Here is a 21,870-nt window from a genome sequence, read left to right as displayed (position 1 = left end):
CTGATTCCTTTGTCTTGCTACAAACCGGCTTACGCCTTTAAATTTTCTGTTAACCACTTGGCCAACTGTGGCACATCATCGAGGTGCGCTAGTGATGGCGAAGTCTTTAATGTATCTGGTGGATGGGCTCCGTAAGTAACGGCTACTGCATCTACGCCAGCATTGGCTGCCATATCTAAATCATGCGTCGTATCACCAATCATCAGCATGCGTCTAGTCGGTACTTGCGTGACATCTGACAACTCTAGCAGCATCCCAGGATGCGGCTTAGAAAAGGATTCATCGGCAGTGCGTGTCTCATGAAAGAGATGGCCAACTTGATGGTGCTTGAGCGAGCGATCTAATCCCACTCTAGATTTGCCAGTAGCAACACCCAAGAGATAGTTATCCGCCCGTAACTCCTCCAATAGCTCTCGAATACCCACGAACAAATCGAGTTCATGGTCTTTTGCCAAGTAGTGATAACGAAAGCGTTCTGTCAGCTTTTGAAAATGAATAGGTTCAATCCACGGAACCGCTCGGCGCAGCGAATCCTGAATACCCAAACCAATCACCGAACTTGCCAAAGTATCGTCAGGCTCTTTGAAACCTAAATCACGACAGGCCTGCTGAATGCAATGCACGATCGTGGGTGTGGAATCCATAATGGTCCCATCCCAGTCCCAAACGATGAGGTCATAACGACGCTCAGATTTTTTCTCTTCATGCATCTGGATTGGCCTGCTCAAAAAGATTCATCATCGCAGCAAACTCGGATGGTAGCGGTGATTCAATACGCATCTTTTCGCCAGTACGGGGATGGGTAAACCCAGCCAGGTGAGCATGCAAATAGAGCCTCTTAGATTTAATTAATTTATCCAGATCTTCAAAGCCATATTTATCGTCTCCCAAAATGGCATGGCCTAGCTTTTGCAGATGAACACGGATCTGGTGGGTACGTCCCGTCTTAAGCTGGGCTTCAGCCTGAGTAATAGCGGCATCTCCACGCTTCATCACTTTAGTCACGCGTAAGGCCGTATGGCTTGGCAAACCCTCTGGATCAACCCGCACACGCCGCTCACCGTTGGCAAGTAAATATTTATGCAGTGGATATTTAAGCTGCATGACTTGCGCGCCCTGCTCAATTTCACCATGAGCAAGTAAGTAATAGCGTTTATCTGTTTGCCCTTCCCGAATCTGCCGATGCAGTTCCACCAAAGCACTGCGTTTCTTAGCCAGCAATAACACTCCGGAGGTATCTCGGTCCAAACGATGGACTAATTCCAGAAATTTGAGTTCAGGACGGGTAATACGGAGGGTCTCAATGACCCCTAAGGCAATGCCGGATCCACCGTGAACAGCCAAGCCAGCAGGCTTATCCACGATCAAGAGTGCCTCATCCTCATACAAAACAGGCATTTTGTCGGAATATCCATGCGCACGGGATTTGGTCTGGGCTGTGTTGACGGCCGCCATTTGGGCCGGTTCAGCAATGCGTACTGGGGGAACGCGCACCACATCCCCCTCAATCAGTCGGGTAGTAGGCTCGGCCCGCTTTTTATTAACCCGTACCTCGCCAGAGCGAATAATTCGGTAAACGTGGCTTTTGGGGACGCCTTTTGCCCAACGTAATAGATAGTTATCCAAACGCTGACCAGCCTCTTCCGGGCCAATAGTCTGCAAATGGACTGCGGGCGGAGTTTGGGTTTTGGCTGCTTTTGGCTTGGATACTGGGTCAGATTTCATGATTTATCTCTCTTATCACCCCTTTGGGAGATGACAAGGGACTCAACAATACCCCATTGTCATGCAACTTGTGCCGTATAATCAACGCTCTAGCTAATTTATTAGCTTGATCCCAACCTGAAAGTCAGGTTTGAATCGTGGAGCTTGGAGTCGCCCTTTAATAGACTCCCGGGGTTGCCCCTCCCCCGTTGTAATGAGGCGCAGGGTTGGTGTGCCGTATGCCGCGACCCGCGATTAGAAGACAGTTTTCAGGCGCGCGCCTGCATTGATGACCTAAAGGAGGTCTCTGCGGCGATCGTCAAGTGTGGCACCGATTTAACCAACCGTTAACTGGGTGAACTAGGCAAAAAGTGCCTAGATTTGCATGATCCACACTCACATACCGCTCAAGGCCTTGCTCTTGGCGGCACAAACTGAACCCTAACGCAGCGCGCAACGACGACCTCCCCCATAGGAGAGTGTTATGAAACGCATGTTGTTTAATGCAACTCAACAAGAAGAGTTGCGAGTTGCCATCGTCGATGGTCAAAAACTCATTGATATCGATATCGAAGCTGCCGGTCGTGAACAACGCAAAGGCAATATCTACAAAGGTGTCATTACCCGCATCGAGCCTTCCCTGGAAGCTTGCTTTGTTAACTACGGTGAAGAGCGTCACGGCTTTTTGCCATTCAAAGAAGTTGCTAGAACCTACTTCAAAGAAGGTATTGATGTCCGCAATGCTTCCATTAAGGATGCCTTGCGCGAAGGTCAAGAAATCATTGTTCAGGTAGAAAAAGAAGAGCGTGGCCAAAAAGGCGCCGCCCTCACCTCCTTTATCTCCCTGGCTGGTCGTTACTTGGTATTAATGCCTAATAACCCACGCGGAGGTGGTGTATCTCGCCGTATTGAGGGTGAAGACCGTCAAGAACTGCGCGAAGCCATGTCCCAGTTGGAAGTGCCGGATGGCATGAGCATCATTGCTCGTACCGCTGGTATTGGTCGCGATGCTACTGAATTGCAGTGGGACTTAAGTTATCTCTTGCAGCTGTGGAAAGCGATTGATGAGGCTGCCAAAGGCAACTCTGCACCGCTATTAATCTACCTCGAATCTAGTTTAGTCATTCGCGCAATTCGCGACTACTTCCAACCTGATATTGGCGAGATTCTCATCGATACCGATGACATCTACGAACAAGCTGCTGCCTTTATGTCGGTAGTGATGCCGGACAATTTGCCACGTGTGAAGCGCTATCAAGACGATGTACCGCTCTTCTCCCGCTTCCAAATTGAGCATCAAATTGAAACCGCATATTCACGCACCGTACCACTGCCTTCTGGTGGCGCAATTGTGATTGACCACACTGAAGCCTTGGTTTCTGTGGACGTCAACTCAGCCCGTGCAACCCGCGGCTCTGATATCGAAGAGACCGCAACCCGTACCAACTTAGAAGCCGCCGATGAAATTGCGCGTCAAGCACGTTTACGTGACTTGGGCGGATTGATCGTGATCGACTTCATTGATATGGAATCAAGCAAAGCTCAGAAAGATGTTGAGAATCGCCTACGCGATGCTTTGCGTCATGACCGTGCGCGCGTTCAAATGGGCAAGATCTCCAAATTCGGCTTGATGGAAATGTCACGCCAGCGTTTGCGCCCAGCACTTTCCGAAGGTAGCCACGTAACCTGCCCACGTTGTAACGGCACTGGCCATATTCGCGATACCGAATCTTCTGCATTGCAAGTTCTGCGCATCATCCAAGAAGAAGCAATGAAAGAGAATACGGCAGCGATTCATACACAGGTACCAGTCGAAGTGGCTGCATTCCTCCTAAATGAAAAACGTGCTGAAGTCATCAAGATTGAAACTCGCTTCAAAGTTAATGTCTTGATGGTGCCAAATAAACATTTGGAAACTCCACATTACAAGTTAGAGCGTTTACGTCATGACGATCCACGTCTTGACGATCAAAAAGCCAGTTACGTGATGGCTGAAGAAGCTGCTCGCGAATTGGAGACTGATACAACTGTTAGCAAAAAAGATGCGGATGTAAAAGCACGCCCTGAAGCTGCTGTAAAAGGGATCACACCTACCCAGCCAGCACCAATCAGCCAGCCGCGTCCAGCACGCACTGAAAAAGTAACCACCGAGAGTTCTGGTGGCTTCTTTGGCTTCATTAAGAAACTGTTCTCCTCCTCACCAGCGGTGGAAGAGAAGCCCGCACAAAGTAATAATCGTGGTCGCAACCAAGGACGCAATGGTGATCGCAATCGCGGTCGCAATCGTCGTGGCGAGCGTAACGATCGCAATGGTGATCGTGCAGAGCGTCCAGCAGCCAATGCCGCTGAAGGCACAGCTACTGAAGGCAATAACAATCGCAACGGTAATCGCAATAACCGTAACGGCAATCGCAACCAAAATGGTCCAAAGCCTGAGCGCTCAGAAGGCAATCGCAACCAAGCTACTCCAGTTGCTGTAAGCCCAGCGACTGAAGCAGCTCCTGGTACCGATGCTGCCCCAAGTGCTGATGGTGAAGAGCGTCGTGGTCGTGGTCGCAACCGTCGTGGTCGTGGTCGCAACCGCAATGATCGTGGTGAACGTACTGAGAATGGCGATGCTCCTACTGCAACAGCAGCAGCTCCATCCGCCAGCCCATTTGCCGGACCTCCAGTAGGGATGGCCGGCGCCTCCGCTTCCATGCCGATTCAGAATATTGTGAATAGTTTTGGTAATGCAAAACCTGCGGCTGAAAAACAAGAGCGTGGCGAAAGACCACAACGTGCGCCTCGCCAAAACCGTCCTGCACAAACTACTACTCCAGCATCAGCCGTAGCGCCAACAGTCGTAGTGGCGGCGGCTTCAGTTGAAGTGATTTCCAAGCCTGCTCCAGAACTTCCAAAAGTTGCCTTCCAGGCTCTCGAGGAAACCCCGTTGCATAGCGTGGTTCAATCAGCTGGCATGATTTGGGTTGCTACTGATGCGTCTAAGCACGCAGAAGCCCAGAGTCAGATTCAGGCTGAACCTACCTCACACAATTTAGGCAGAACACCTAAGCCAGCAGCCACCCTGCCGGAAGGTCCGATGGTTTTGGTTGAAACCGGCGGCCAAGAAAAAACGGTTTAAGCCTTACAGCTTTTCTCCAGACCGCCTTTTATCCCAAAAGGATATTGGGCGGTTTGGCAGAAACCCCGTTTCACAGCCATAATTGAAGATATGGTTGAAAAAGCAAATTCCAAAGTAATCCCCATTCGCATTGATGAAGGCAAAGGCCTTACTCCATCGATTGGCGGGACTTTGCTAGCTCCACACGCACAAACTCAAGATCGCCGAGGACGTACTCTGCGTGATCTGCGCATCTCTGTAACCGATCGCTGTAACTTCCGCTGCACCTATTGCATGCCAAAGGAAGTATTTGATCAGCACTATCCATACCTCGCTCACAAAGAATTATTGAGCTTTGAAGAAATCGCACGCTTAACTTCCATCTTCACTACCTTGGGTGTTGAAAAAATTCGCTTGACGGGGGGCGAGCCCTTGTTGCGTAAAAATTTAGAAGTACTGATTGAAATGCTCGCAGCCATTCGCACTTCTACTGGCAAACCATTGGACCTCACCCTCACCACGAATGGCAGCATCTTGCGCAAGAAGGCCTCGGCTCTCAAAGCTGCAGGCCTTCAAAGACTTACTGTAAGTCTAGATGGCTTGGATGACGCCATCTTTAAAAAGATGAATGACGTTGACTTTCCGGTGGCTGACGTACTAGATGGCATCGTCGCAGCTCAAGAGGTTGGCTTTACCAATATTAAAGTCAATATGGTGGTCAAAAAAGGGACAAACGACCATGAGATCGTCTCGATGGCAAAGCACTTTAAAGGCAGTGGAATTATTCTGCGCTTTATTGAGTTCATGGATGTCGGCAGCTCTAATGGCTGGAACATGGCTGAAGTCCTGCCCTCCAAAGAAGTCATTGCACGGATTCATGAAGCCTTTCCACTAGAGGCGATTGAGGCGAACTACGCAGGTGAAGTGGCACAACGTTGGCGTTATCAAGATGGCTCTGGAGAAATTGGCGTGATCTCGAGCGTGACTCAGACGTTTTGTCATGAATGCACTCGTGCACGCATCTCCACTGATGGCCAAATGTACCTCTGTCTTTTTGCCAATGAGGGCTTTGATTTCAAAACGCTGCTGCGCTCAGGTAAGAGTGATTTAGAAATTGCAAATGCCGTTATGAATACTTGGTCACAGCGGGATGATCACTATTCAGAAATTCGTGGTTCGAATACTGCCAAGTTGGCTACCGGTAATCGCAAGGTCGAAATGTCTTATATCGGTGGCTAATGATTTCTCCTAAACACATTACCGGTCTTATCTTGGCTGGCGGTCGCGCCCAACGCATGGGTGGCATTGATAAAGGCTTCATTCTTTTTCACCACAAGCCTTTAATTGAATCGACTATCACTCGACTACGAGACCAAGTAGATTCCATCATCATTAATGCCAATCGCAATATCACCAAATATGCAGGCTATGGCTACCCAGTCATCATGGATGAAACGCCCGACTTCTCAGGTCCACTGGCGGGATTTTCAGTCGGCCTCAAAGCCTGTAAGACCCCTTACCTACTAACTACTCCATGCGACTCCCCATTACTGCCGAGCGATCTTGGATCAAAGTTAGCCGCCGAATTAGAGCGAGGCGATTTTGAACTCGTCTACGCCTCTAGCAAAGAGCAGGATGACAAGATCTGGCCTCAACCGGTCTTTTGCCTCATGCGCGCAAACTTATCGAATTCTCTAGAGGCCTTCTTAAAAAAAGGGGATCTCAAAATTGATCGTTGGTTTAAAGAGCTCAAGAGCAGTACCGTGGTCTTTGATCATTCCCAAGCATTTGCTAACGTTAATACTCCGGAAGAATTACAGTCTTTAGAAGCGGCATCGGTATGAGTCACTCACCCAATAATCCCATTCTCTTGATATCCTCATTGCATGTGGATGAAGCGCGCAAGGCGATTGCTAATCTAGTCGCCCAATTACTGCAAGAGTCAGAGGCGCTTAATCATTCCAGTGATATTGAAACCGTCTCATTAGATCAAGCGATCAATCGTATCCTCGCAGAAGATTTACTGTCCCCAATTGACGTGCCTGCTGCTGATAACTCAGCAATGGACGGCTACGCCTTTGATGCTCAGTGCTTGGATACGATTAATAGTGAAATCACTTTGCAGATCACCGGAACCGCTCTCGCTGGCAAACCATATGAAGGCCAGATTGCTAAGGGTGCTTGCCTCAAAATCATGACAGGCGCCTTAATGCCCCATGGCTGTGACACTGTTATCCCACAGGAATTCACTACCAGCATTACTGAGCAAACTATTTGCTTCAAACGAGACCAACTTAAGCCTGGTGAGAATCGTCGTCTACGTGGTGAAGACCTACAACAAGGAAAGCCAGCGATCGCTGCTGGACGCCTACTAAGGCCATCGGATTTGGGTCTTGCAGCTTCATTGGGAATTGCCGCCCTGCGCGTGCGTCGCAAGTTAAAGGTTGCCATACTCTCTTCCGGCGATGAGCTCTGTGCTGTAGGTGATAGGCTGAGTGCTGGAAGTATTTATGACAGTAATCGGTATAGCCTTATAGGTCTACTCAATCGCCTGAATCTCGATGTCATTGATTGCGGCATTGTGCGAGATGATCCCGCCGCACTCAAGAGCGCCTTTATTGAGGCCGCATCTCAGGCGGACGTCCTGATTTCTTCTGGCGGCGTTTCGGTTGGGGAAGCAGACTTCACCAAACAAATCATGCAAGAGTTAGGCGATATAGGCTTTTGGAAGATCGCTATGCGCCCCGGTCGCCCCATGGCTTTTGGAACCTTACGTGCTGTTCCAGGCAAAGCACCCGCTAAAAAAACCCTCTTCTTTGGCTTACCAGGAAATCCGGTTGCTGTGATGGTGACCTTCTACCAATTTGTCCGTAGCGCCCTTTTGCAACTCAATGGCGCCACCCAAACAACACCGCCTCTAGTTCAAGCGATCTGCGCAACAGATATTCGCAAAAAGCCAGGGCGTACTGAATTTCAGCGCGCCATCTTGGGGCATGATGCTGACGGTCGTCCAAGTGTCAGACTTACAGGTAGCCAAGGCGCCGGCATCTTACGCTCCATGAGCGAAGCAAACTGCTTTGTCATCCTAGGACATGACCAAGGAAATATTGCCGCTGGGCAATGGGTGGATATAGCGCTTTTTGATGGACTGCTTTAAGATTGCTCCATCATGAAATTAACTAAAAAAGAACTCGCCTTTCTAGACCCAACACACACCGCTAAAACACTCGTGTTGGTTTATCTCTGTTTCTCAGTACCGATCGTACTGCTGGCCTTATTTGTAGCGTTTATTCGCGATGGTGCTATTCCTGGATTTACCGTGCTTTCAGCCTTAATTCTCAACGCCCTCTTAGGCTTTGGATTGCTGTGGGTTGCTTGCAAGGTGTACAACTGGGTAGCTGGAAAATTTGGTGGGATTGAATTGGCTTTGCGCGAATTACCAGAGGAAATTGAAGCGGAGTAATTCGATCTAGCAATCAACATAAAGCCGAGAAATTCTCGGCTTTATTTTTTTCATCACAGATTTTTACAGCACTGATTTAAGCCTTAAACGCTTTCGCGTTAATTAAACTAGGCGGTTTCTTTCCAGCTAAAGCAGCATATACATTTTCGATTGCTAAATCAACCATGGCGCGACGTGTCTTCTCGGTTGCGCTAGCGATATGCGGAGCAAGCACTACATTACTCAATTTCAATAACTCAGGGTGCACTTGTGGCTCACCCTCAAAGACGTCTAGTCCAGCTGCAAAAATCTGCCCATTCTTTAAAGCCTGAGCCAAGGCTGCGTCATCCACAATACCTCCGCGGGCAATGTTGATGAGGGTTGCAGAGGGCTTCATGAGAGCCAACTCTGCCGCACCAATGGTGTGATGGCTTTGTGCGCTATATGGCAATACCAATACGACATGGTCTGCCGTTTTCAGTAATTCTTCTTTGGAGACGTAACTTGCGCCACATGCCTTTTCATCAGCCTCGGATAGACGACTACGATTGTGATAAATCACTTTCATACCAAAACCAAGGGCACGCTTTGCAATTCCTTGACCAATGCGCCCCATACCAATGATGCCAACAGTACTGTGATGCAAATCCATTCCTAATGGGTTGTTGACGATCGACCACTTATCCCATTTGCCTGCGCGGATCCAGTGTTCAGATTCGGTGATGCGCCTAGCCGTAGCCATCAATAGTGCAAAACCAAAATCAGCCGTTGTATCCGTCAGAACATCTGGAGTATTGGTGGCCATTGCACCAGCAGCAGTAATTGCTGGAACATCAAAGTTGTTATAGCCCACTGAAATATTGGCAACAATTTTTAAATTTTTGGCATGCGCTAAAGCATTAGCATCAATACGCTCACTGCCAGTCACCAGGGCCGCCGATACCTTGGACAGCGCATCTTGCAACTGGGCAGGAGTCAAAATCTGGTCTGCCTGATTGGATTGAACCTCAAAGGATTCTTCCAGCTTAGCCAGGGCTTCAGGGAAAATCGCCCTAGCGACCAATATTTTGGGCTTTTGAGAGCTAGTTGGGGTATTTGTCTGTGTATTCATAGGGGGAACTTTACCTCATATAAATCGAGCTATTTCGGCTAAAATTGAGTTTTTACAACCCGGCAGCCTCAAATCAGAGGCTCTTTAGATCAAATATCATGACTTACGTTGTTACCGAATCTTGCATCCGCTGCAAATATACCGATTGCGTTGACGTTTGCCCAGTCGACTGCTTCCGTGAGGGTCCTAACTTTTTGGTGATTGATCCCGATGAGTGTATCGACTGCGCGGTATGCGTACCAGAGTGCCCTGTCAATGCTATTTACGCTGAAGATGATGTGCCAGGTGATCAACAGAGTTTCATCAAGCTCAATGCTGAACTAGCCCCATCTTGGACATCCATCACCAAATCCAAGTCCGCTCTTCCTGATGCTGAAGAGTGGAAAGATGTCAAAAATAAACTCGATCAACTCGTAAAGTAATCATCTAAGAGAATTGCGTTGGACTCACCCACACATGCCGATGCAGTCATTATTGGTGCCGGCCCGGTAGGTCTCTTCCAAGTATTTGAGCTCGGCCTCTTAGACATCAAAGCACATGTGATTGATGCATTACCCCAAGCTGGCGGTCAATGCATTGAGTTGTATCCCGATAAACCCATCTACGATATTCCTGCAGTACCGGTTTGTACCGGTCGTGAACTCACTGAGAATTTACTAAAGCAAATCGCCCCTTTTAAGCCCGAGTTTCATTTGGGTCAAGAGGTGACCGAGCTACAAAAGCAGGAAGATGGTCGCTTTTTATTGAGCACCTCTCAACATCAACAGTTTCTTGCTAAAACAGTTTTTATTGCAGCCGGTGTTGGCGCCTTTCAGCCGCGACTCTTAAACCTAGAGGGTATGGACGCTTGGGTGGGCAAGCACGTTTTCTACCACGTTAAAAATCCAGAGCAATTTATTGGTAAGCGCATTGCCATTTGTGGCGGCGGAGATTCTGCGCTCGACTGGGCTCTTTACTTTGCAGACAAATCCGCAAGTGTGACGCTGATTCATCGCCGTGATGACTTTAAAGCCGCACCAAAATCGATTACTCAAATGCGTGAGCTTTGTGCTGCTGGCAAAATTCAACTACGTATTGGACAGGTGACGGGATTTGAAACTCAAGATGCTCAATTGACTGAGCTAGCCATTAGCAATATTGATGGTGAGATTGAAATGCTACCCGTTGATGCGCTCCTAATCTTTTTTGGCCTCTCTCCAAAATTGGGGCCAATTGCAGACTGGGCCTTAGACATTGACCGCAAACAAATTGTGGTGGATACCGAGAAATTTCAGACCAGCATTCCAGGCATCTACGCTGTGGGCGACATCAATGTCTACCCAGGCAAAAAGAAGCTCATTTTGTCAGGCTTTCATGAGGCCGCTCTGGCTGCATTTGCGGCAGCTGCCTATCTAAACCCAGAAAAGCCGATTCAATTGCAGTACACCACCACTTCCCCCAAGCTGCATAAAGCACTCGGGGTAAATTCCCCCACATTCGAGTAAGCTATCCTTACTACCGTTCTCTAATCCTTTTTAGCCAATTTTCTATGCGCCAATATCACGATCTCATGAAGGAAGTCCTTGCCAAGGGTGTTAAAAAGTCCGACAGGACTGGCACCGGCACCCTTTCAGTATTTGGGCACCAGATGCGCTTTAACCTGGCCGACGGCTTTCCGATGGTGACAACGAAGAAGTTGCACCTCAAGTCCATCATCTATGAATTGCTGTGGTTCCTCAAAGGAAGCACAAACAACAACTGGCTCAAAGAGCGCGGCGTCTCGATTTGGAATGAGTGGGCAGCCCCTGATGGTGAATTAGGTCCTATCTATGGCTATCAATGGCGCTCATGGCCAGCGCCCAACGGCAAACATATCGATCAAATCTCCGAAGTCGTTGAGACCATCAAGAAGAATCCGGACTCCCGCCGCATTATTGTTTCAGCATGGAACGTCGCTGATATTCCTCGCATGGCTCTGGCGCCTTGCCATGCCTTCTTTCAGTTCTATGTTGCTGACGGCAAACTCTCTTGCCAGCTCTACCAGCGCAGCGCAGATATCTTCCTGGGCGTGCCCTTCAATATCGCGAGCTACGCATTGCTCACCCACATGATGGCGCAACAATGTGATTTAGAGGTGGGTGATTTTATTTGGACTGGCGGTGACTGCCACTTGTATAGCAACCACTTAGAACAAGTCGATCTTCAACTGTCGAGAGATTTTTTCCCGCTGCCAAAACTCAAAATTTTGCGTAAACCAGATTCGATTTTTGATTACGAGTTTGAAGATTTCGAAATTGTTGGTTACGAATCCCACCCCCACATCAAAGCTCCGGTAGCTATTTAATATGACACAACCTGCTATCTCCATGATTGTTGCGCGTTCACGTAATCACGTGATTGGGCGCGATAACCAGATGCCCTGGAAAATTTCTGCTGACTTACAGTTCTTCAAACGTGTCACCATGGGCCACCCCGTCATCATGGGGCGTAAAACCTGGGAATCTATTGGTCGCCCCCTGCCAGGACGTCGTAATATCGTCGTTAGCCGTAATGCGGACTACCTAGCAAATGGTGCAGAGCTTGCTGACTCACTCGATGAAGCCCTCAATCGCCTCGGCGACTCTCCGAGGGTATTTGTGATTGGCGGCGAGCAACTCTTTACGCAAGCCTTTGATAAAGCTGATCAACTCTTTATTACCGAGATTGCGATCGATGTTGAGGGTGGCGACACCTTCTTTGAGGTTCCCAATCCTGACGCCTGGAATGTCATCGAGCGCACTCCAGGCTTTGAGAATGGCATTGACTTTGAGTTTGTGACCCTCGAACGTCAGTAAGGATTGGCAATTTAATTCCAAATAAAAAGGACTCCTTGGAGTCCTTTTTATTGTTCATCGCCCTTAGAACGATGCAGATTGTCTACCGATTACTGCACAATAATTTTGGAATTCTTCGCGATGCTTTCCAAAAATTCGAGTTGTTTCTTTTGAGCAAGAGCTGCTCTGACTGCTGGCTTGGCTTGCTCAAATGAAGGTGGCTTACTGGATTTTTTATCCTCCACCTTAACGATGTACCAACCCTGCTGCAATTGAATTGGTGCGGATGTTTGTCCCTTACCAAGATTTACCAGTACAGCTGAGATTTGTTGGGGTACTTGCCCAGCCTGAACCCAGCCAGCTGCGCCGCCTTGGGCCTTGTTTGGGGCCAATGAAACACTACGCGCCACCTTATCAAAGGACTCCCCTTTTTTGATGCGATTGTATGCGGCTTGGGCATCGGCTTCCGTTGCCACTGCGATATCACTAATCTTGTATTCCACAATCATGCCGGAAGGTCCAAGTGAAGCCACTTGTTTGTTGTACTCCGCCTGAACGTCTGCATCAGAAATAGGATTTTGTGACATAAAGGTGGAAAGCTCTAAGTCCGCTAAATAATTTTGACGAATCAACATTAACTGAGAGTTGGCTTTTTCAGAATTTGCCAAGCCGTCTTTTTCAGCTTGCTGAGAGAGTAGTAATACTTCTATGTATTTTTGAATCACCGCTCTACGTAACTCAGGAGAATCTTTTTGACCTTGAGAGGTTGCCATCCGAATTCCCTGCTCCACCATATCATTGGTGATAATAGTTCCGTTCACTGAAGCAGCTGCATTAATAGGTAAGCCGCTTTGTTGCGCACCTGCAGAGGCAATACCAGCCATAACTAAAATACCAGCAGCAATAAAATGGCAGGCAACTGGCTTGAATTTGAATGGGGAAGCAAATAATTTCATGAGGGTTCATCTTTTAACAATAGAACCCCAATAGTAACAGTAGCCCTGACAGTAAAATCCCCAGATGTGCGTTCAATACCTCTCTACCGTCAGTATCGATTGGGTTAAATCCCACTTTGACTTAGATCTGCCCATTTCTAGTACGCATGATGTCTTTCCGACTTATCCAGGCCCGATTGTGCTCAAGAGTCACAATACCCAACGCACTGCAATCGGCTTGGCCCGTTTTGGCCTCATCCCATCTTGGGCAAAAGACGAAGACTTTGGTAGAAAAACCTATAACGCTAGATCAGAAACTGTTAGTGAGAAGCCCTCTTATAGACAAGCTTGGTCTAAACGTCACTATGCCCTCGCCCTAGCTGATGCGTTTTATGAGCCTTGTTATGAGTCGGGCAAAGCTGTGCGCAGCAAAATTGTCCAAGCTAATGGGGAGCCAATGGCGATTGCTTCGATTTGGGATACCTGGACAGAACCTGAGACCGGTGAATTAATCGTCTCATTTTCTATGCTCACGATTGCAGCAGAGCATCACCCCATCCTGAGTCGTTGTCATAAGCCAGAAGACGAAAAGCGTACGGTAGTACCGCTTCATCCTAAATTGTTTGACGCCTGGTTAAATGCTACGCCCGAAACTGCCCGAGAAATCTTGAGCCTTAATTCCATGCCTGAACTTTACTTTGCTGAAACAGCAGGGCAGATCTAAAAGGAAATAGTTGGCGTTTCTGGCTGATAAGGCTCTGCAGATTCTGTTTCTAGAGCTTCAGCCTCTTGCTCCCCAATAGGCACATTGAAGAATTTCGAATCCAATGGCGGTTTCTGATTTCGAATTTGCTGACCGCCCCCTCCATCTACTGGCCCAAAGACTCCCTCAGTCGGCGAGAGGCCTTGTTGATTAAAGGCTTTGATCTGCTCTGATGTGTAAGGTGAAAAAGTTTTCATCTCTGGCTGAGGTGGAGTCTGTGCTGACGCAGACATACCCATTACTAGGAGGCAAGCGGCGAATAGCGCGCTAAATAAGTTCATTGATTCTTTCAGTTCGATTTTTGGAGATGCCTACGTATCAGTGGCATCCTAGTGACTAGCAATAGGATCAATATAGCGGCATAAATCATGACGATTTGTACATCATTCTTACCGGCTTTATGCCACCAGTAGTGAATGATGACGGTAGCGGCAATAACATAAACCAGTTTATGCAAGATGCTCCAACGTCTACCCAGTTTACGTACTGACCATTGATTGGAGGTGAGTGCCAATGGGATCAATAAGACCAAGGACAAAAATCCCATCGTAATAAATGGTCGCTTGAGTACATCATGCACCATAGCCTGCACATCTAAACCTTGATCTAAATAAAACCAAATGCTGAAATGCAAGACGGCGTAGAAAAAACAAAACAGGCCAAGCATACGGCGCAGTTTGACCCAAACCGCTGAGCCTGTAAGCAAGCGCATTGGTGTCATAGCTAGAGTAATACACAGCAATACAAGCGCCCAAGTTCCAGTCGAGCGCGTCATAAACTCAATAGGATTGGCTCCCAAATCATCGGTATAAGCAAGCCATACCAAGCGCCCTAATGGAAGCAGGCAGCACAGAAACACGATGCTTTTCAACAATCTCATCAGTACATGTTAAACGACCCCATCAAAAACAGGTTTGATAGGGTCGAAATTGCACCATTGATTCGTAACTAACTACGCCAAACTCAAACCTTCCTTATATAGCGGGAAGTTTCGTACTGGTCTGCCAATAGCAGCAGAGATTGCATTGGCAACCGCAGGACCCACCACGCAGATGGTTGGCTCTCCTACCCCACCCCAAAAGTCATAAGTCGGTACGAGCACACTTTCGATTCTGGGGGTTGAAGCCAACTTAATCATCGGATATGAGTCTAAGTTCTGTTGTTTGATGCGGCCATTTTCAACCGTAATTTCTGGATTGAAAATCGCGCCCAGAGCCATTGCTACAGACCCTTCAATTTGCTCACGCGTTAAATAGGGATTCACAACATGGCCACAGTTCAATGCAAACACTAGGCGCTTAACATGTACTACATTGCCATCCACCGCCACCTCAGCCACACAAGCGGAGTAGCTGGCATAGCCCATGAACTGCGCAATACCGCGATAGGTTCCCGCCGGCAAAGGTTTATCCCAATTGGCTTTCTGGGCTGCCGCATTGAGTACACCTAAATGCTTGGGGTGACTTTGCATCAGCGCTTGTCTAAATTTAACCGGGTCTTTTCCGGCAGCCTTGGCGCACTCATCCATAAAGCATTCCATGAAGATACCATTCTGATTGGTATTCACACCGCGCCATGGACCTACTGGGACATGCGTGTTTTTCATGACATACTCTGTCAGGAGTGTTGGGAAGGTGTAACCCAATTGCGCATCAGGGCCGTTTTCATAAAAGCCTTGCAGTTGACGCTCATCCTTGCCATCTTTAATCGCACTAGGCGCCAATGTTGCATTGATAGATTGGCCAGCCACTTTAATGTGCATGCCTGTCACATTACCGCCGGTATCGATGCCCGCGGTCATTTTGGCCATCGCTATCGGATGGTAGTAATCATGCGTGAGATCTTCTTCACGACTCCACAGTACCTTTACAGGCACTCCTGGAAACTGCATGGCAACCTTTGCGGCGTAAGTAGTGAAATCCTGGGTGGAGCCACGACGCCCAAGGCCACAACCAGAATCGAGCTTATAAACTTCACAATTGGCCAGAGGGATGCCAGTGGCTTCAGATAATGCCGCCAAGGAGCCTTCACCATTTTGTGTCGGGACCCAAGCTTCAGCGCGATCGCCACTAATTTTGACAGTGGCATTCATCGGCTCCATCGTAACGTGCGCACGATATGGCGTGTAATAAATAGCCTCTACTTTTTTAGATGCACTTTGAATTGCCTCAGGAGCATCCCCTACTTTGCGTTGCCAAAAGTCGCCTTGCTCATCCAAGCCATTGCGTAGCATTTTGTCGATATCTGTCTGTGAGACATTGGCGGCCTTGCCTTCATTCCAGACAATCGGTAAGGCATTTAAGGCGGTATTAGCGCGCCACCAAGTATCTGCCACGACCGCAACGGTGCTGTCATCAATCTGCACAACGCCTTTGACGCCACGCATATTTTTAACTTTAGCTGCATCGTAACTCACCAACTTGCCACCAAACACAGGGCAAGATTTAACCGAGGCACAGAGCATGCCTGGCATTTGTAAATCTGCACCATAGACCTTGCTACCATTGACCTTATTGGCAGTATCTAAACGGGCATAAGGCTGTCCAGCCACCTTCCAATCCCGTGGATTTTTTAAGGTAATCGTTTTTGGATCTGGCGGGGTAAGCGTGGAGGCAAGCTCAGCCACTTTTCCATAGGTCGTTTTGCGACCAGTAGGCACATGGGTAATGACACCCTTGCTAACACTTAACTCACTAACCGGCACATTCCATTGATTGGCGGCTGCTTGTACGAGCATGATGCGTGCTGCTGCTGCGCCACGACGTACATAGTCCTCCGATATACGAATGCCACGACTACCGCCAGTGCCATGCTCGCCCCATACACGTTTGCGTGCCAAACTCTGTCCAGGAGTAGCAGATTGGGTTTTTACTTTCTTCCAATTGCACTCTAATTCTTCGGTCACTAGTTGCGCTAAACCAGTGCGCGTACCCTGACCCATTTCTGAACGTGCAATACGAACGTATACCGTGTCATCTGGCTTAATACTGACCCAGGCATTTACCTCGGCCTCGCCCATCTTAGTTGGAGAATTAGGATCATATGCAGCGCCCGCTTGAGCCAATGCAAGCTCTGGCAAAGCACCGACTCCCAGCATCAGACCACCACCAATCATGGTGCCTTTAATAATGAATTCGCGACGTGATGTATTTTGAATTGTCATATCGCCCCCTTACCCACGTGTTGCCGGAGAGGCTTGATATTGTGCCAACACATCTGCCAATTTTTTCTGACCAGATGCCACATGAATCCCATCGCGTATTTTTTGATAGGTACCGCAACGGCAAATATTGGCCATTGCATTATCAATATCTGCATCACTGGGTTTTGGATTTCTTTTGAGTAAGGCCGCTGCGGCCATTACCTGTCCGGATTGGCAATAACCACATTGCGGAACATCTAGCGCAATCCAGGCCTGTTGCACAGGATGGGAATTATCTTTAGAAAGGGCTTCAATAGTAGTGATCTTGGCGGCACCCACAGCCGATACAGGTACAGAGCAGGAGCGAATAGGTTCACCATTCATATAGACCGTACAGGCCCCACATTGGGCTACACCGCACCCATACTTTGTGCCGGTGAGACCCACTACTTCACGGATGGCCCACAACAAGGGCATATTAGGCTCTACGTCCACATTATGGACCTGGCCATTGATGTTTAGCTGCATGCTGTCTCCTTTGTTTTATTTTCAAATCACTATAAATCATTATTGATTTTTTGCAGGTGCACATCGGATTTTTTACCTAGAATCCAGGCAGCTAAAAATAAACCATTTTTGCTATCGAAGTTGGGCGTAATTTGCTATTCTGAGCCTTCAATTAAGGATATCCATGACAAACGAAGATCAAACCCAAAACGACGAAGATTTTGACTATGGGTGCGAATGCGCCATGACCCTCCTCAATGAGCCTACTGAGGACTGCTTAAATGACCTCATCGATGAACTCGATGAAGATGGCATGATTTCCACCGAGGTGGTTTATGGCTTACTGGCAACTATCTTGATGAGCCTTAATGAAGAGGATCACGAAGGCGAAGAGCACTAAATTAGTCTTGGGCCTCTTGTGCAAATCGATCCATTGCTAGGGCCAACTGAATATCGAGCTGACTCAAAGCCCCCAAAGAATGGGTAGTAAGCTCTACAAAGACTTTATTCCAGGAGTTTGACCAATCTGGATGATGATCGACCTCTTCAGCGTATTGCGCACAACGCGTCATAAACGCAAAAGCGTGTTGAAAGTCCTGAAATACAAATTCACGCGTGATTTTCTTTTTGGAAGCATCCAACTCCCACAAGGGAAGTATTTTTCCAATATCAAGGTCCTTGAGTAAATCTGGCTGACTCATTTTTGTTCTTCGCTTTGCGAGAGATTTTTCAAATCATCCGGATAGAGCCAGCGCCATTGGCCCTGGGCCAAATCTTGCGGCATCGCATAGGCTCCAATTTTTATGCGATGGAGTTTTGCTACATGGTTCCCCACCGCTGCCATCATCCGTTTTACTTGGTGATAGCGGCCTTCAACTATGGTCATTGCTAACGTATTTTCAGAAAGCTGCTCACAAGCAGTGGCATGACAAGGCCGGGGATCATCATCCAAGACCACCCCATTTAATAAATGATCCATTTGCGCTTGGGTAATTGGATCTGGTGTTGTGATCTCATAGACCTTGCCAATATTCTTTTTCGGCGTGGTCATCTTATGTATAAATTGACCATCATCTGAAATCAATAACAAACCGGTGGTGTCGTAGTCTAGCCGCCCTACGCACTGCAAACCCCGCTCTACAAATGGGCTTGGCAAAAGGCTATAGACGCTAGGATGGTGGGTGGTCTTATGAGAACACTCATAGTTTGCTGGCTTATTAAAGACAATGTAGGCCTTCTCGTGGTATTCCCAATCTCTACCCTCAACGTTGAGCATCAAACCATCTGTGGGAATGCGCTCTTCCGGGTCCTGTGCTAAAACACCATTGACCTTTACTAAATCAGCGTAGACTAAATCGCTGCAATAACGACGGGTGCCAAAGCCTTGGCTAAAGAGTATTTTTTCAAGAGAAATCGGTTTTGCCATATGCTGCAGAGCATACTACAGAGCAAGCGTGTAGAGATCCAACCTAAAGGCCAATAGACTCAAATTCATTATCATTAGAGAAATCGTTTAGCCTCCTCCAGAAACTATGCTCTCATCCCCAAAACCACGCTCACCCCTGCATACGCGGGAGATTACATTTAACGGCTTTGCCCGTGAGGATGGCTTATGGGATATCGAGGGCCATCTCAAGGATTACAAATCCAATCCTTTTGTGACCGGGGATACAACTTGGCAGCCCGGCGAAGCCTTTCATGACATGTGGGTACGCCTTACCGTCAACAATGAATTAGTGATCCAAGATATTGAAGTCGTGATGGATGGTCACCCTCACCCGGAATGCCCACAAGTGATTCCGCCGATGGACTCGCTGATTGGGGCACGTCTTGGTAAGGGCTGGCGTAAAACGATTCAAACCCATCTTGGTGGCATTGCAGGCTGCACCCATTTACGAGAGCTATTAAATAGCTTAGCTACTGCAGCCTTCCAATCGATTCCGGGAGCATTGTTTGACCCCGATGAAAACAAGCCGCCGCTTTACTTGGGGACCTGCAAGTCTTGGGACTTTAATGGCCCCGTTGTCATGCGCGTCTATCCCAAGTTTTACCGCTGGAAAGATCAAGACAAACCGTCTTAAAACTCTCCGCGGTGGACGTTAAAGGCATTGAATGCCTGTTGAACTGGCATCATCTCCAAGACATTGATATTCATATGACTTGGTAGGGTGGCAGACCAATAAATCGCTTCAGCCACATCATCTGCACTCAAGGCTTTGACGCCGGTATAGACTTGCTCAGCCTTACCGTCATCGCCTTTAAAACGTACGTTCGAAAACTCGGTGCCGGCGCACATACCTGGCTCAATACAAGTCACCCGGACTGGTGTACCAATTAAATCCGCGCGCAAATTCAAACTAAATTGCTTTACGAAAGCTTTCGTACCGCCATACACGTTACCGCCTGGGTAAGGGTAATTAGCCGCCACAGAACCTAGGTTAATCACATGACCTTGTTTGCGCTCGACCATACCGGGTAAGAATGCGCGGCTCATATGTACCAAGCCCTTGATATTGGTATCAATCATTTGATCCCAATCGCTCAAAAAGGCCTTGTGAGCTGGCTCCAAGCCCAAAGCTAAGCCAGCGTTATTGACGAGCACTGTGACCTTAGCAAATTCAGCTGGCAGTGTTGCAGCCAAAGCATCTACTTTGGCGCTATCACATACATCTACAACCAAGGTCAGTAATTTTTTCTGCTGCTCAGCAGGTAGCGAGGCTTTCAGAGACTCCAAACGCTCCGCTCTACGGCCTACTGCAATCACTTTGTGGCCATGAGCCAAAAAACGTCGGGCAGTTGCCTCACCAAAACCTGCAGTTGCCCCAGTTACTAAAACGGTATGTTCCATATTGCCTCTTCTTAAAATTAAATTTGATCTACTAAATGATTGCCTTCAAACACAGCCGCCCCAGACTTTACTAATGCTTGGGGTAGCCAATGACTAAATTCACTGATCTCCATATTCAACTGCTTTGCCGCACTATTTAAGGCGGGTGTATTGCAGATCCATTGACGCACTTGATCTATTTCTTTGCTACGCCATTCTAATAATTTGTATTTCAATAGGACTTTAGCCCCATGGCGCGCATTACGATCTGGGTTAGATGATAAATAATCCAAACGTGATCTTGCTTTTTCCAGCGATTGCGCAAGATCCGTAAAGGGCTTGCCATGCCCCGGTATCACCAGCGCCACCTCTAGCCCCTCAATGAGCTCCAACGTTTGGGCAACCTCTTCAAAACCAGACTCCCCCCACAGCTCAGGAAAGATCACACCAAAGCCATCTTCCCACAAGGCATCAGCGGATATCAGAATACCAAATTGCTCTTGATACAGCATGACAGAGTGCGGATCGTGCCCTGGAGCAGCCAATATTTTCCAGGGATAAGCTCCGAGCATGATTTCCTGGTCTGGAATGAGTAAACCCTGATACCGAAACTCTGGACACTCTTGGCCAAGGTTGAGATAACTTAACAAGTCAAGATTCCAATCTTTGACTGCCAAGGCCTCGGCTGCCGGAATATAAATATCGCTTTGATACGTTTTCGCTAAAGAAGCGTTGCCCCCGCAGTGATCGGAATGTAAATGCGTATTGATCACTTTATGCAGATGCGATACGCCATGTTTTTGCAATGCATTGCGCACTAAATCTAAGGTCATTGCTTGGTGCGCACAATATCCAGTATCAACAATGGAGACATCTGCTTCGCCAATATGGAGAATATTGTTGGCAGATAGCCATCCTCTCTCGAAGATTTCAATACCTGCAGGTAATGAATAGGGCATTAAATCAATACACCTGCTTTAGTTCTTGAGCGAAGCATTAGCCTGAGTGGTCAACTCTAGCTTGCGTGTATCAAACTGTTGCGTCTGCAAGCGTTGCAGCAAGTCTTGATAGATTTTTGGGTCAAGCTGCTGCGTTCTAGAGAGTACCCAAAGATATTCCCGTTTCGGATCGCTCACTGCTGCAACTTGATATTGCGGATCTAAGTCAATAACCCAATAATCACCCCATACGAAGGGTACGAACGAGAGCCATGCGGGAGCAAATCGTACTTCTAGCTTAGGGGAATCTTTTGCGCCTATCTGCCTAGCAGTACCTTCCGCTTGAGTTGTTTCGCCATCACTTGTTTTGCAGCTATTGAGCACTTTCAAGGAGCCATCGGATCTCAGCGAATAAACTGCTTGGGTATTGCCAATGCATTTTTTCTGAAACCAATTCGGAAATTTCGCAATCTCATACCAGGTACCGAGATAGCGCGGTACGTCCAATGATGCGATAGTCTTTACAGAAGAATCCGTCTGACTAAAGGCAGAAAAACTCAATAGCGTAATCGCTATACCCAAAACCGCAGCGTGTAATTTCTTCAT

General features: G+C 47.9%; 25 protein-coding genes. 12 read left to right on the top strand and 13 right to left on the bottom strand.

The genetic code is table 11. The features are described 5' to 3' along the window. Positions 1 to 29: 29 nt before the first annotated feature. Both ICN24_RS03315 and ICN24_RS03310 read right to left on the bottom strand, forming a co-directional pair. Positions 30 to 710: an HAD-IA family hydrolase gene (locus ICN24_RS03315; RefSeq protein WP_216221313.1), complete on the bottom strand. Its 681-nt coding sequence runs from the start codon at positions 708 to 710 to the stop codon at positions 30 to 32. Beyond that, positions 703 to 1,725 (bottom strand): RluA family pseudouridine synthase, encoded by a 1,023-nt coding sequence (locus ICN24_RS03310; RefSeq protein ID WP_216221312.1) that lies wholly within the window; start codon positions 1,723 to 1,725, stop codon positions 703 to 705. The genes ICN24_RS03315 and ICN24_RS03310 overlap by 8 nt, the downstream gene beginning before the upstream one ends. A 463-nt stretch (positions 1,726 to 2,188) precedes the next feature. Between ICN24_RS03310 and ICN24_RS03305 the strand changes: the two genes are divergently transcribed. The 5 genes from ICN24_RS03305 (at position 2,189) to ICN24_RS03285 (ending at position 8,270) form a co-directional block, all read left to right on the top strand. After that, complete coding sequence (locus ICN24_RS03305; protein ID WP_216221310.1) at positions 2,189 to 4,828, top strand: Rne/Rng family ribonuclease; 2,640 nt, start codon at positions 2,189 to 2,191, stop codon at positions 4,826 to 4,828. 90 nt (positions 4,829 to 4,918) lie between these two features. Further along, positions 4,919 to 6,046 carry a GTP 3',8-cyclase MoaA gene (moaA, locus tag ICN24_RS03300; RefSeq protein WP_216221308.1) on the top strand — a complete coding sequence of 376 codons (1,128 nt, stop codon included), beginning with the start codon at positions 4,919 to 4,921 and terminating at the stop codon, positions 6,044 to 6,046. Then, entirely contained in the window at positions 6,046 to 6,651 is a 606-nt protein-coding gene (gene mobA / locus ICN24_RS03295) for a molybdenum cofactor guanylyltransferase MobA (protein ID WP_216221306.1), read from the top strand. Before moaA ends, mobA begins: the two co-directional genes overlap by 1 nt. Continuing rightward, positions 6,648 to 7,964: a gephyrin-like molybdotransferase Glp gene (gene glp, locus ICN24_RS03290; RefSeq protein WP_216221304.1), complete on the top strand. Its 1,317-nt coding sequence runs from the start codon at positions 6,648 to 6,650 to the stop codon at positions 7,962 to 7,964. The genes mobA and glp overlap by 4 nt, the downstream gene beginning before the upstream one ends. A 12-nt stretch (positions 7,965 to 7,976) precedes the next feature. Beyond that, the gene (locus ICN24_RS03285; protein WP_114639669.1) at positions 7,977 to 8,270 is read left to right on the top strand and encodes a hypothetical protein; all 294 of its coding nucleotides are present in this window, start codon (positions 7,977 to 7,979) and stop codon (positions 8,268 to 8,270) included. 76 nt (positions 8,271 to 8,346) lie between these two features. Here the strand turns inward: ICN24_RS03285 and ICN24_RS03280 are convergent, their stop codons facing one another. Next, complete coding sequence (locus ICN24_RS03280) at positions 8,347 to 9,360, bottom strand: D-glycerate dehydrogenase (protein ID WP_216221302.1); 1,014 nt, start codon at positions 9,358 to 9,360, stop codon at positions 8,347 to 8,349. 98 nt (positions 9,361 to 9,458) lie between these two features. On the opposite strand from ICN24_RS03280, the gene fdxA reads away from it, so the two are divergent. Genes fdxA through ICN24_RS03260 form a run of 4 tightly spaced genes read left to right on the top strand, consistent with a single transcriptional unit; the run spans position 9,459 to position 12,173 of the window. Beyond that, positions 9,459 to 9,782, top strand: a complete 324-nt coding sequence (gene fdxA / locus ICN24_RS03275) for a ferredoxin FdxA (protein ID WP_216221301.1) — start codon at positions 9,459 to 9,461, stop codon at positions 9,780 to 9,782. A 12-nt stretch (positions 9,783 to 9,794) separates the two neighbouring features. Continuing rightward, positions 9,795 to 10,844: an FAD-dependent oxidoreductase gene (locus ICN24_RS03270; protein ID WP_216222203.1), complete on the top strand. Its 1,050-nt coding sequence runs from the start codon at positions 9,795 to 9,797 to the stop codon at positions 10,842 to 10,844. 44 nt (positions 10,845 to 10,888) lie between these two features. Beyond that, positions 10,889 to 11,683 carry a thymidylate synthase gene (locus ICN24_RS03265; protein ID WP_216221298.1) on the top strand — a complete coding sequence of 265 codons (795 nt, stop codon included), beginning with the start codon at positions 10,889 to 10,891 and terminating at the stop codon, positions 11,681 to 11,683. A 1-nt stretch (position 11,684) separates the two neighbouring features. Further along, on the top strand, positions 11,685 to 12,173 hold the full coding sequence (locus ICN24_RS03260) for a dihydrofolate reductase (RefSeq protein WP_216221296.1): 489 nt from the start codon (positions 11,685 to 11,687) through the stop codon (positions 12,171 to 12,173). 89 nt (positions 12,174 to 12,262) lie between these two features. Here the strand turns inward: ICN24_RS03260 and ICN24_RS03255 are convergent, their stop codons facing one another. After that, entirely contained in the window at positions 12,263 to 13,108 is an 846-nt protein-coding gene (locus ICN24_RS03255) for a peptidylprolyl isomerase (protein ID WP_216221295.1), read from the bottom strand. Positions 13,109 to 13,172: 64 nt separating this feature from the next. Between ICN24_RS03255 and ICN24_RS03250 the strand changes: the two genes are divergently transcribed. Then, on the top strand, positions 13,173 to 13,811 hold the full coding sequence (locus tag ICN24_RS03250; RefSeq protein WP_216221294.1) for an SOS response-associated peptidase: 639 nt from the start codon (positions 13,173 to 13,175) through the stop codon (positions 13,809 to 13,811). Here ICN24_RS03250 and ICN24_RS03245 read toward each other — a convergent pair. The 4 genes from ICN24_RS03245 to ICN24_RS03230 all read right to left on the bottom strand — a co-directional run bounded on the left by ICN24_RS03245 (position 13,808) and on the right by ICN24_RS03230 (position 17,520). Then, on the bottom strand, positions 13,808 to 14,131 hold the full coding sequence (locus tag ICN24_RS03245; RefSeq protein ID WP_255532547.1) for a hypothetical protein: 324 nt from the start codon (positions 14,129 to 14,131) through the stop codon (positions 13,808 to 13,810). The genes ICN24_RS03250 and ICN24_RS03245 overlap by 4 nt on opposite strands. A gap of 8 nt (positions 14,132 to 14,139) precedes the next feature. Beyond that, a complete protein-coding gene (locus tag ICN24_RS03240) occupies positions 14,140 to 14,730 on the bottom strand; it encodes a sulfite oxidase heme-binding subunit YedZ (RefSeq protein WP_216221293.1) in 591 nt (196 codons plus the stop codon). A 72-nt stretch (positions 14,731 to 14,802) separates the two neighbouring features. Further along, complete coding sequence (locus ICN24_RS03235; protein WP_216221291.1) at positions 14,803 to 17,013, bottom strand: molybdopterin cofactor-binding domain-containing protein; 2,211 nt, start codon at positions 17,011 to 17,013, stop codon at positions 14,803 to 14,805. A gap of 9 nt (positions 17,014 to 17,022) precedes the next feature. Next, on the bottom strand, positions 17,023 to 17,520 hold the full coding sequence (locus tag ICN24_RS03230) for a (2Fe-2S)-binding protein (protein ID WP_216221290.1): 498 nt from the start codon (positions 17,518 to 17,520) through the stop codon (positions 17,023 to 17,025). 163 nt (positions 17,521 to 17,683) lie between these two features. Here ICN24_RS03230 and ICN24_RS03225 point away from each other — a divergent pair, with 163 nt between their 5' ends. Beyond that, the gene (locus tag ICN24_RS03225; RefSeq protein ID WP_216221289.1) at positions 17,684 to 17,899 is read left to right on the top strand and encodes a hypothetical protein; all 216 of its coding nucleotides are present in this window, start codon (positions 17,684 to 17,686) and stop codon (positions 17,897 to 17,899) included. Between the two features lies 1 nt (position 17,900). Here the strand turns inward: ICN24_RS03225 and ICN24_RS03220 are convergent, their stop codons facing one another. After that, positions 17,901 to 18,200 (bottom strand): 4a-hydroxytetrahydrobiopterin dehydratase, encoded by a 300-nt coding sequence (locus ICN24_RS03220; protein ID WP_216221288.1) that lies wholly within the window; start codon positions 18,198 to 18,200, stop codon positions 17,901 to 17,903. Beyond that, complete coding sequence (locus ICN24_RS03215) at positions 18,197 to 18,925, bottom strand: pseudouridine synthase (protein ID WP_216221287.1); 729 nt, start codon at positions 18,923 to 18,925, stop codon at positions 18,197 to 18,199. The genes ICN24_RS03220 and ICN24_RS03215 overlap by 4 nt, the downstream gene beginning before the upstream one ends. 106 nt (positions 18,926 to 19,031) lie before the next feature. Between ICN24_RS03215 and ICN24_RS03210 the strand changes: the two genes are divergently transcribed. Further along, a complete protein-coding gene (locus tag ICN24_RS03210; RefSeq protein WP_216221286.1) occupies positions 19,032 to 19,580 on the top strand; it encodes a DUF2889 domain-containing protein in 549 nt (182 codons plus the stop codon). Here ICN24_RS03210 and ICN24_RS03205 read toward each other — a convergent pair. From ICN24_RS03205 to ICN24_RS03195, 3 genes are read right to left on the bottom strand one after another with little or no spacing between them, the layout of a single operon-like run. Continuing rightward, complete coding sequence (locus ICN24_RS03205) at positions 19,577 to 20,347, bottom strand: SDR family NAD(P)-dependent oxidoreductase (RefSeq protein ID WP_216221285.1); 771 nt, start codon at positions 20,345 to 20,347, stop codon at positions 19,577 to 19,579. The two genes, ICN24_RS03210 and ICN24_RS03205, sit on opposite strands and share 4 nt — an antisense overlap. A 17-nt stretch (positions 20,348 to 20,364) precedes the next feature. Next, on the bottom strand, positions 20,365 to 21,285 hold the full coding sequence (locus tag ICN24_RS03200) for an MBL fold metallo-hydrolase (RefSeq protein WP_216221283.1): 921 nt from the start codon (positions 21,283 to 21,285) through the stop codon (positions 20,365 to 20,367). An 18-nt stretch (positions 21,286 to 21,303) separates the two neighbouring features. Then, on the bottom strand, positions 21,304 to 21,870 hold the full coding sequence (locus ICN24_RS03195; protein WP_216221282.1) for a lipocalin family protein: 567 nt from the start codon (positions 21,868 to 21,870) through the stop codon (positions 21,304 to 21,306).

Origin of the sequence: Polynucleobacter sp. UK-Kesae-W10, from assembly GCF_018881575.1 — a bacterium.
Classification (GTDB): Bacteria; Pseudomonadota; Gammaproteobacteria; order Burkholderiales; family Burkholderiaceae; genus Polynucleobacter.
This window is presented reverse-complemented; position numbering and strand designations above follow the sequence as displayed.

Coding starts and splice junctions, on each gene's coding strand:
- ICN24_RS03240 (WP_216221293.1), bottom strand. CDS start 14,730: ATGAGATTGTTGAAAAGCATCGTGTTTCTGTGCTGCCTGCTTCCATTA.
- ICN24_RS03225 (WP_216221289.1), top strand. CDS start 17,684: ATGACAAACGAAGATCAAACCCAAAACGACGAAGATTTTGACTATGGG.
- ICN24_RS03230 (WP_216221290.1), bottom strand. CDS start 17,520: ATGCAGCTAAACATCAATGGCCAGGTCCATAATGTGGACGTAGAGCCT.
- ICN24_RS03315 (WP_216221313.1), bottom strand. CDS start 710: ATGCATGAAGAGAAAAAATCTGAGCGTCGTTATGACCTCATCGTTTGG.
- glp (WP_216221304.1), top strand. CDS start 6,648: ATGAGTCACTCACCCAATAATCCCATTCTCTTGATATCCTCATTGCAT.
- mobA (WP_216221306.1), top strand. CDS start 6,046: ATGATTTCTCCTAAACACATTACCGGTCTTATCTTGGCTGGCGGTCGC.
- ICN24_RS03200 (WP_216221283.1), bottom strand. CDS start 21,285: ATGCCCTATTCATTACCTGCAGGTATTGAAATCTTCGAGAGAGGATGG.
- ICN24_RS03305 (WP_216221310.1), top strand. CDS start 2,189: ATGAAACGCATGTTGTTTAATGCAACTCAACAAGAAGAGTTGCGAGTT.
- ICN24_RS03280 (WP_216221302.1), bottom strand. CDS start 9,360: ATGAATACACAGACAAATACCCCAACTAGCTCTCAAAAGCCCAAAATA.
- ICN24_RS03205 (WP_216221285.1), bottom strand. CDS start 20,347: ATGGAACATACCGTTTTAGTAACTGGGGCAACTGCAGGTTTTGGTGAG.
- ICN24_RS03215 (WP_216221287.1), bottom strand. CDS start 18,925: ATGGCAAAACCGATTTCTCTTGAAAAAATACTCTTTAGCCAAGGCTTT.
- ICN24_RS03210 (WP_216221286.1), top strand. CDS start 19,032: ATGCTCTCATCCCCAAAACCACGCTCACCCCTGCATACGCGGGAGATT.
- ICN24_RS03220 (WP_216221288.1), bottom strand. CDS start 18,200: ATGAGTCAGCCAGATTTACTCAAGGACCTTGATATTGGAAAAATACTT.
- moaA (WP_216221308.1), top strand. CDS start 4,919: ATGGTTGAAAAAGCAAATTCCAAAGTAATCCCCATTCGCATTGATGAA.
- ICN24_RS03310 (WP_216221312.1), bottom strand. CDS start 1,725: ATGAAATCTGACCCAGTATCCAAGCCAAAAGCAGCCAAAACCCAAACT.
- ICN24_RS03265 (WP_216221298.1), top strand. CDS start 10,889: ATGCGCCAATATCACGATCTCATGAAGGAAGTCCTTGCCAAGGGTGTT.
- ICN24_RS03195 (WP_216221282.1), bottom strand. CDS start 21,870: ATGAAGAAATTACACGCTGCGGTTTTGGGTATAGCGATTACGCTATTG.
- ICN24_RS03285 (WP_114639669.1), top strand. CDS start 7,977: ATGAAATTAACTAAAAAAGAACTCGCCTTTCTAGACCCAACACACACC.
- ICN24_RS03260 (WP_216221296.1), top strand. CDS start 11,685: ATGACACAACCTGCTATCTCCATGATTGTTGCGCGTTCACGTAATCAC.
- ICN24_RS03250 (WP_216221294.1), top strand. CDS start 13,173: ATGTGCGTTCAATACCTCTCTACCGTCAGTATCGATTGGGTTAAATCC.
- ICN24_RS03245 (WP_255532547.1), bottom strand. CDS start 14,131: ATGAACTTATTTAGCGCGCTATTCGCCGCTTGCCTCCTAGTAATGGGT.
- ICN24_RS03235 (WP_216221291.1), bottom strand. CDS start 17,013: ATGACAATTCAAAATACATCACGTCGCGAATTCATTATTAAAGGCACC.
- ICN24_RS03255 (WP_216221295.1), bottom strand. CDS start 13,108: ATGAAATTATTTGCTTCCCCATTCAAATTCAAGCCAGTTGCCTGCCAT.
- fdxA (WP_216221301.1), top strand. CDS start 9,459: ATGACTTACGTTGTTACCGAATCTTGCATCCGCTGCAAATATACCGAT.